Source organism: uncultured Nisaea sp. (assembly GCF_963974195.1).
Taxonomy (GTDB): Bacteria; Pseudomonadota; Alphaproteobacteria; order Thalassobaculales; family Thalassobaculaceae; genus Nisaea.
This window is the reverse complement of sequence record NZ_CAXBDC010000152.1, coordinates 1-7,306: the sequence shown is the minus strand read 5'-3', so window position 1 is coordinate 7,306 and position 7,306 is coordinate 1. Positions and strand designations below refer to the sequence as shown.

Sequence of the window (7,306 nt, the reverse complement as noted above, 5' to 3'; positions counted from 1 at the left end):
ATGTTTTCCGGAGCTTCAGCGGGTAGCCGACATTCGCGGCGACGGTCATGTGCGGGAACAGGGCGTAATTCTGAAACACCATGCCCACGCCGCGTTTATGCGGCGGCATGTCGATAATTTCATCTTCGCCGAACCGGATACTGCCGTAATCCGGGCGGGTGAATCCCGCCAGCGCCATCAGCAATGTGGTCTTGCCGGAGCCGGACGGCCCCAGCAGCGTCAGGAATTCGCCGCTCTTAACCTCCAGATCAACATCGTTCAGGGCGAAAATATCACCGTAAACCTTTGTCAGACCGGAAATAGAGATCGGAAGCGCGTGTTGCTTCGACATGCCAAATTCACCGATTTTTGCTGGATTGATAACACAGCCGGACAAAGCCGGCGACGGGACGGCGAAAAGCCGCCGTCCGCGTCCCTCAAGCAGGTCTGACGTTATTCGGTCAGCATATCCTGATACATGGCAGCGGCCTTCTGCTCCCACTTCTCGTACCAGGCGAGGCTGATCGGCAGCTGCATCGCGGCATTGTCCGGATGAGACGGCATCATCAGGGCCATCTTTTCATCGATCTTGCCGATCTCGTAGGCCTTCTTGTTGGTCGGGCCATAGGTGATGTGTTCAGGCAGGTTTGCCTGAATTTCCGCCTTGCTCATCTCGGCCACGAATTTCATGGCGAGGTCCTTGTTCGGCGCCCCCTTCGGGATGGCGAAGCAATCATAGTCCAGCAGGCCCTGATTGAAGGTATAGGCGACTTTCGCACCGTCCTTCTTGGCCACGTCGAAGCGGCCGTTCCAGCCGGTGGTCATATCGACCTCACCGTCCTTCATCAGCTGCGCGTGCTGGGCACCGGACTTCCACCAGACAGCGATTTCCGGCTTCAGCTCACGGATCTTGTCGAGGGCGCGCTTGATGCCTTCCTCGGAATCCAGAACCTTGTAGACATCTTCCGGCGCGACACCGTCCGCCATCAATGCCGGCTCAAGCGCACCGGCGATCTTGTTGCGGTAGGCCCGCTTGCCCGGGAATTTCTTCACGTCCCAGAAATCGGCCCAGCTCTTCGGTCCATTCTCGCCGTAGGTGGCCGTGTTGTATGCCATCACGGTCGAGAACACGTCGCTGCCGATGCAGTAATCGGTATAGAGACCCGGATAGAAGGTCGAAACGTCGATGACGCTGTAGTCCAGCTTCTCGAGCAGGCCTTCAGCCCCAGCGCGCGCGGCACTTCCCGAGCCGCTGGAGACGATGTCCCAGGCAACGGCCCCGGCCTTCACTTTCAGACGCACGTCGGACATGCCGCCGTAGGTCTCTTCCTTCACGGTGATACCCATGGCTTTCGCCGCCGGCTGAAACAACGCGAGGCTTTGCGCGTTCTGATAGGAGCCCCCCCAGGAGGCAACAGTCACCGTGCCGTCCGCCAGGGCGGGCATTGCGGTCATGGACATCACCATCGCACCAGCGGCAACCGCCAGCAAACTGCGACGCGAGAATTCGGTCTTCTTCATCATAAGAACGTTCTCCGCTGTTCAATTTTTGGGTCTTTTTCAAAACCGGGCATCCCTGCCCGGTCCCGGATTGGTCCCAATCCTGCCCACTGTCGGAAATTGAAGGCCTCAATTGGACTTCAGAACAGGTCCATTCTCGATAAAACATCAAACCAATTTTATCCAAAAATCTTATCCAAACCCATTCCCCGTTTACCGGTTGAAGCCATCGCGCCACCGGTAAAACGCCACGGACGCCGAAAGAAACCACGGCCTCCCCGTATAGAGCGGACGTGTCGGGAAACTGATTCCGTCAAATTCCGTACGCCCTTCCTTGAGTCCGAGCATCTGCTGCGCCACGCGCATCCCGAGATATCCCGACATGGAAACTCCAGAACCGCAGTATCCCATCGCATAGTGGATGTTTTCGTGACAGCCGACATGCGCCAGCGTGTCGAAGGTGTAGGCAACGAACCCCATCCAGGAATGACTGACCCGGACACCGGACAATTCGGGGAAAAGACGGGCCAGTTCCTGGCGCAGCAATGGCGCGCTTTTAACCGGATCCGTTTCGCTGCTGGACACACGCCCACCGAACAGAATCCGGCTGCGGTCAGGAGACGGGCGGTAATAATAAACCACCTTCCGGCTGTCGCCGAGCATCCGGTCCGTCGGCATGATCCGGTCCATCAGGTCCTTCGGCAGAGCCTCGGTCGCGATGATGTAACTGCCGATCGGAATAACCCGCCGGCGCTGCCAGCCCGATTCCGGACCGGTATACCCGTTCGTCGCAACAAGGACATTACGGGCTCGAATGGCTCCGCCGGGATACGTCACCCGAAACCCGGGCGCGGTCTCTTCAATTCCGGTCACCGGGCAATGCGTCACGATCGTCACGCCAGCCTCGCGTACCCGTTCCAGCAGCCCCTGATGGAACATTCCCGGGTCCAGAGAGGCCGTGCTCGTATTTACAATTCCGCCGTAATAAGCGTCCGTTCCCAATTCCCTGTGCTGCTCCGCCCGTGGAATTACCTGAAGCGGCTCTTCCAGGCCCTCGGGCTGATTCGCAGCCGCCCGGGCCATGGCTTCGAACTGGGCCGGGTTGTGCGCGCCGGTAAATTTTCCGGGGATCGCAAAGTCACACGGGATATTTTCGGACGCGACGAAGTCCGCGACCCATTCCTGCGCCCGTGTGCCCTCCCGGAGAATTTCGAATGCCGTGTTTGCGCCGTAGCGCCGGGTGAGCTGTTCATATCCCGGCTTGATCGACCGGCTGATCTGCCCGCCATTGCGCGTGCTGCAGCCCCAGCCGGCGTCCTCGGCATCGAAGATCAGAACAGAACGCCCTGCCCTTGCCAGCACCAGCGCGGCAGAGAGGCCCGTATAGCCAGCCCCGACAATAGCGACATCAATGTTCTCCGGTACGACCGGGGCCTTGATATCGGGTCTCGGGGATTTCTCCCACCAATAAGGCTCGGTCTTGAAGTCCTCGGTAAAGATGTCGCTCTGCATGATTCATTATCCGCGTTTCAGCTGTCGAGCTCGCTGCACTGATACTGCGCGTTTTCCAGCCACTCGCGTCTGATCTGAATGCCCCAGCCCGGCTCTGAGGGTATTTGAACCTTGCCGTCCCTGGCTATCGGGAACGGGTCATAAAGGTCTTTCTGCCACGGATAGTAATCGAGCCCTTCGATGGCGAACTCGACATAGGGCCCCGCCGCCTCGATCGCGCCCATCAAATGCAGCGTGAAGGCGGTGACAAGGGAGAGATTCGCCGAATGCGGCGTGCAGGCCATCTCGTACCGCTTCGCCAGCTCGGCCACCCGCATGGTCCGGGTGATGCCGCCGAGATAGCAGATGTCGGGTTGCAGCACGTCAACCGCTCCCATAGACGCCATCCGGCGCCAGGTCGCCAGGTCGCAATCCTGCTCGCCGCCGGTCACGTCGATATCGAGCGCGTCCGTGACTTCCTTCGTCCAGTCGAGCTCCCAATAGGGGCATGGCTCCTCGAAGTGCGAGAACCCGTTATCCTCAAGCATCCGGCCGACCTCGATCGCACGTTTTGGCGTGAAACAGCTATTGGCGTCGGCCAGCAAGGTTGCCTTGCCGCCGAAGGCCGCACTCATCGCCGTGATAATCTCTTCAGTCCGCCCGGGCCATTCATCGACATCGTGGCCGTATTCGCTGCCGACCCTGATCTTGAAGGCGTCGTAGCCGCATTCGTCCTGAAGCCTTTTCAGGCGCTCGACTTCATCCGCCGGAGTGATATCGCGCCGCATGCTGGACGCGTAAACCCGAAGCGGCCGTGGTGTGCCGCCGAGCAACTCGCAAACCGTCTTGCCTTCGCGCTTGCCATAAAGATCCCAGAGCGCCGTATCGACGCCGCCAATCGCCCGCCGGAGATAGGCGCCGGGAAACTTGTGCTCCTTCTCCGGAATGATATCGACCAGCCCGTTCAGATCGAACGCATCCCATCCGAGCGCATACGGTGCCACCTGCCGATGCAGCACAAGGGAGGAAATATCGGAATTATAGGTCGAGACCTGCCCCCATCCCTCGCTGCCGTCTTCGGTGGTTACCTTTACGAAACCAACAAACTCCGTGCTGAAGGTCTCGATCTTCGTGATTTTCATCCGTGGTTTCCCATGCGTTTGGATCAAAAGCGGAAATTAGCAGCCCGCCGGAGACTGAATGATGACTCATCTTGACGACCTATTTGGATGGAATTTAAGGTCCATTATCGACATTTCGCCAAACCAATTTTTCGCGACATGGCCAAATATCCGCTGCGCGGTTGAAAGATCAGTAATGGTGAAACGAGCCGCCGGCGCCCTGCTCAGCGCAATCCGCATCGACCATGCCTCGTCACGCCTGCTGGCAACGCAAATCGTCTCCTCCATCCGGGACATCATCCTCACGGGAGGCCTCAGGGCGGGAGACCGGCTGCCCGCCACCCGGACCCTTGCCAGCGACCTTGGTGTTTCACGCACCACGATGGTCGATGTCTTCGAGCGCCTGACCGCCGAAGGCCTTCTGGAAGGCCGCACAGGAGCCGGCACCTATGTCAGTCAATCGGTCCGGATAGGCAATGAGGAAGAGGATGCCCTTCCCAAAGCCGCGAACGGCACGCTGGCGGCTGAGACCAACAACAGCTTTCCGTCCCCGCCTCCCGTCGGCTCCGAATTCGTGGAACGCCTGCCTCACACCATCCGGGCGTTTACGACAGCCTTGCCCGCCGTGGATATGTTTCCGATCGCGCAATGGACCCGGCAGTCCAACAAGCACTGGCGCGAGCAGCGCGACGTGGTTCTCGGCTATGGCAACGCCTCCGGTTTCCCGCCGCTTCGCCGCGCCATCGCCGCGCATCTGCGGGCCAATCAGGGGATCAATTGCCAGGACAGGCAGATCTTCATCACCAACGGCGCCCAGCACGCCTTCCACATCATCGGCTCGATGCTGCTGAACCGGGGGGACAAGGTCTGGTTCGAGAATCCGGGCGCAATCGGGGCCTACAACGCACTGCTGGCGGCAGGCGGAGAGATGGTCCCGCTGCCGATAGACGATCAGGGCCTGATGGTATCCGAAGGGTTGCGGCGGGCGCCCGACTTCCGGCTCGCCTTCGCGACCCCACTGCACCAGCAGCCCCTCGGCGTGACCATGAGCCTGGAGCGCCGCTTTGCCCTGCTTGAAGCCGCCGGTGCCGCCGACGCCTGGATCATCGAGGATGATTATGACGGCGAATTCTATTACGGCGACCATCCTATCCCGACCCTGAAGAGCATCGACCATGCCGACCGCGTGTTCTATGTTGGCACTTTCAGCAAGACATTGTTTCCCGCACTCCGCCTCGGCTACATGCTGGTGCCCCCGGCCTTCGTCGAGCGGCTCGAGCGGATGTTCTCCGCCTATCTGCCCAGCGCGCCGCTGAACCAGCAGGCAATCGTCGCGGGCTTCATGGACGAAGGCCATTTCGCGACCCATCTCCGGCGGATGCGGCGGGTCTATACGGAGCGCTATCAGGTGCTGAAAGCCTGTGCGGACCGGGAGCTCAACGGATTGCTGAAACTGAAGCCAACCGATACCGGTCTGCACACAATTGCCCACCTGCCTGACGAGCTTGACGAAAGTTTGGTCGCGGACGCGGCAGACAAGGCCGGCATAACGGTGACACCCTTCAGGCGCTATGCCATAGCCCCCCTCACCCTCAACGGCCTTGTGCTTGGTTTCAGCGGGGTTCCAACAAGTGATATCGAAGCCGGATCCAGGGTCCTGGCGGATGTTCTCGACAATGCGTTCCGCGGCAGCCGGAAGGCGAAGACAGTAAGGGTTTGAGAGTTGGAAGATCAGTTTGACTACATCATCGTCGGCGCCGGGTCGGCAGGATGTGCGCTTGCCGGGCGCCTCAGCGAGAACGGACAGCACCGGGTGCTGCTGCTGGAAGCGGGTGGCGACGACCGGCGGTTCTGGGTCCAGGTGCCAATCGGCTACGGCAAGTCATTCTATGACCCGTCGGTGAACTGGATGTACATGACAGAACCGGTTCCAACGGCCGGAGGCCGCCCGAGCTACTGGCCCCGCGGCAAGGTGCTTGGCGGTTCAAGCTCGATCAACGCGATGGTTTATGTTCGCGGTCAGGCCGGGGATTTCAACGACTGGCGCGATGCGGGCAACCCCGGCTGGGGCTGGGATGACATCCTGCCTGTCTATCGACGGATGGAAAGCCACGAATGGGGCGAGAGCGCCTGGCATGGCGGCTCCGGTCCGGTTCATGTCACCGCCCCGAAAGACGAGCTTCATCCACTCTGCGAGGCCTATATCAAGGCCGGAGAGGAAGCCGGCCTGCCACGCAACGATGACTTCAACGGTGCCAGCCAGGAAGGCGTCGGCGCCTATCACGTCACGACCCGGGACGGCCTGCGCATGTCCGCCGCCCGCGCCTATCTCTGGCCCGCACGGCGCCGGCCCAATCTGCGGGTCGAGAAGCATGCCATGGCAGAGCGCCTGCTGTTTGACGGAACCCGCGCGACCGGCGTCGCATACAGATGCCGTGGGAAGCTGAAACGCGCACATGCGAAAGCCGAGGTAATTGTCGCCGCCGGCGCGGTCGGCAGCCCTCTGCTACTGATGCGCTCCGGTATCGGCCCGGCGGAGGATTTGAAGGCAGCCGGGATCGACGTGCTGGTTGACCGGCCCGGTGTCGGCCGGAACATGCAGGATCACTACATCGTCGACCAGACGCTGAAATCCAGGCTGCCGACGCTCAACAACACATTGACGCCATGGTGGGGGAAACTCTGGGCCGGATTGCAATATGTCACGGCGCGGCGCGGGCCGATGTCCCTCAGCCTCAATCAGGGCGGCGGTTTCTTCAAAACCCGCCCGGACCTTGAGCGGCCAAACATGCAGCTTTATTTCTCGCCGCTGAGCTATCTGAAGGGCCCGCCGGGCAAACGCGCCCTGATGCACCCGGACCCCTTTGCCGGTTTCATCCTGAGCATTTCCCCCTGCCGCCCGACCAGCCGGGGCTATCTGCGTCTTCGTTCCGCCGATCCGGAGGCCGCGCCTGAAATTCAGCCCAACTATCTGGCCACCGAGCACGACCTGCAGGACAATCTGGAAGGGCTGAAATTCCTGCGCCAGCTTACCAGCACGCCGACCATGAAGGACATCGTGCAGGAAGAACTCTTCCCCGGCCCCGATGTCGACAGCGACGAGGAGATGCTCGACTACATCCGGACCAAGGGCGGCAGTGTCTTCCATCCATGCAGCACCTGCATGATGGGTTCCGACGCACAGACCTGTGTCGTCGATCCGAGCCTGAAAGTGT

6 protein-coding genes are annotated in these 7,306 nt (G+C 60.7%); 2 read left to right on the top strand and 4 right to left on the bottom strand.

The features are described 5' to 3' along the window. The 4 genes from AAC126_RS20950 to AAC126_RS20935 all read right to left on the bottom strand — a co-directional run. Positions 1 to 331 (bottom strand): ABC transporter ATP-binding protein (locus AAC126_RS20950; RefSeq protein WP_339857199.1); only part of this gene is annotated, 331 nt, incomplete at its 3' end. 101 nt (positions 332 to 432) lie between these two features. Next, entirely contained in the window at positions 433 to 1,503 is a 1,071-nt protein-coding gene (locus tag AAC126_RS20945; protein WP_339857197.1) for an ABC transporter substrate-binding protein, read from the bottom strand. A gap of 189 nt (positions 1,504 to 1,692) precedes the next feature. Beyond that, positions 1,693 to 2,991: an FAD-binding oxidoreductase gene (locus tag AAC126_RS20940; RefSeq protein WP_339857195.1), complete on the bottom strand. Its 1,299-nt coding sequence runs from the start codon at positions 2,989 to 2,991 to the stop codon at positions 1,693 to 1,695. A gap of 17 nt (positions 2,992 to 3,008) precedes the next feature. Continuing rightward, on the bottom strand, positions 3,009 to 4,112 hold the full coding sequence (locus AAC126_RS20935; RefSeq protein WP_339857193.1) for a mandelate racemase/muconate lactonizing enzyme family protein: 1,104 nt from the start codon (positions 4,110 to 4,112) through the stop codon (positions 3,009 to 3,011). Between the two features lie 175 nt (positions 4,113 to 4,287). On the opposite strand from AAC126_RS20935, the gene AAC126_RS20930 reads away from it, so the two are divergent. Continuing rightward, on the top strand, positions 4,288 to 5,811 hold the full coding sequence (locus tag AAC126_RS20930; protein ID WP_339857191.1) for a PLP-dependent aminotransferase family protein: 1,524 nt from the start codon (positions 4,288 to 4,290) through the stop codon (positions 5,809 to 5,811). A 3-nt stretch (positions 5,812 to 5,814) separates the two neighbouring features. Then, a partial coding sequence (locus tag AAC126_RS20925) for a GMC family oxidoreductase N-terminal domain-containing protein (protein ID WP_339857189.1) occupies positions 5,815 to 7,306 on the top strand: 1,492 nt, incomplete at its 3' end.

Excerpts from the sequence above, each read along its gene's own strand:
- AAC126_RS20945 (WP_339857197.1), bottom strand. The coding sequence starts at position 1,503 with ATGATGAAGAAGACCGAATTCTCGCGTCGCAGTTTGCTGGCGGTTGCC.
- AAC126_RS20940 (WP_339857195.1), bottom strand. The coding sequence starts at position 2,991 with ATGCAGAGCGACATCTTTACCGAGGACTTCAAGACCGAGCCTTATTGG.
- AAC126_RS20935 (WP_339857193.1), bottom strand. The coding sequence starts at position 4,112 with ATGAAAATCACGAAGATCGAGACCTTCAGCACGGAGTTTGTTGGTTTC.
- AAC126_RS20930 (WP_339857191.1), top strand. The coding sequence starts at position 4,288 with ATGGTGAAACGAGCCGCCGGCGCCCTGCTCAGCGCAATCCGCATCGAC.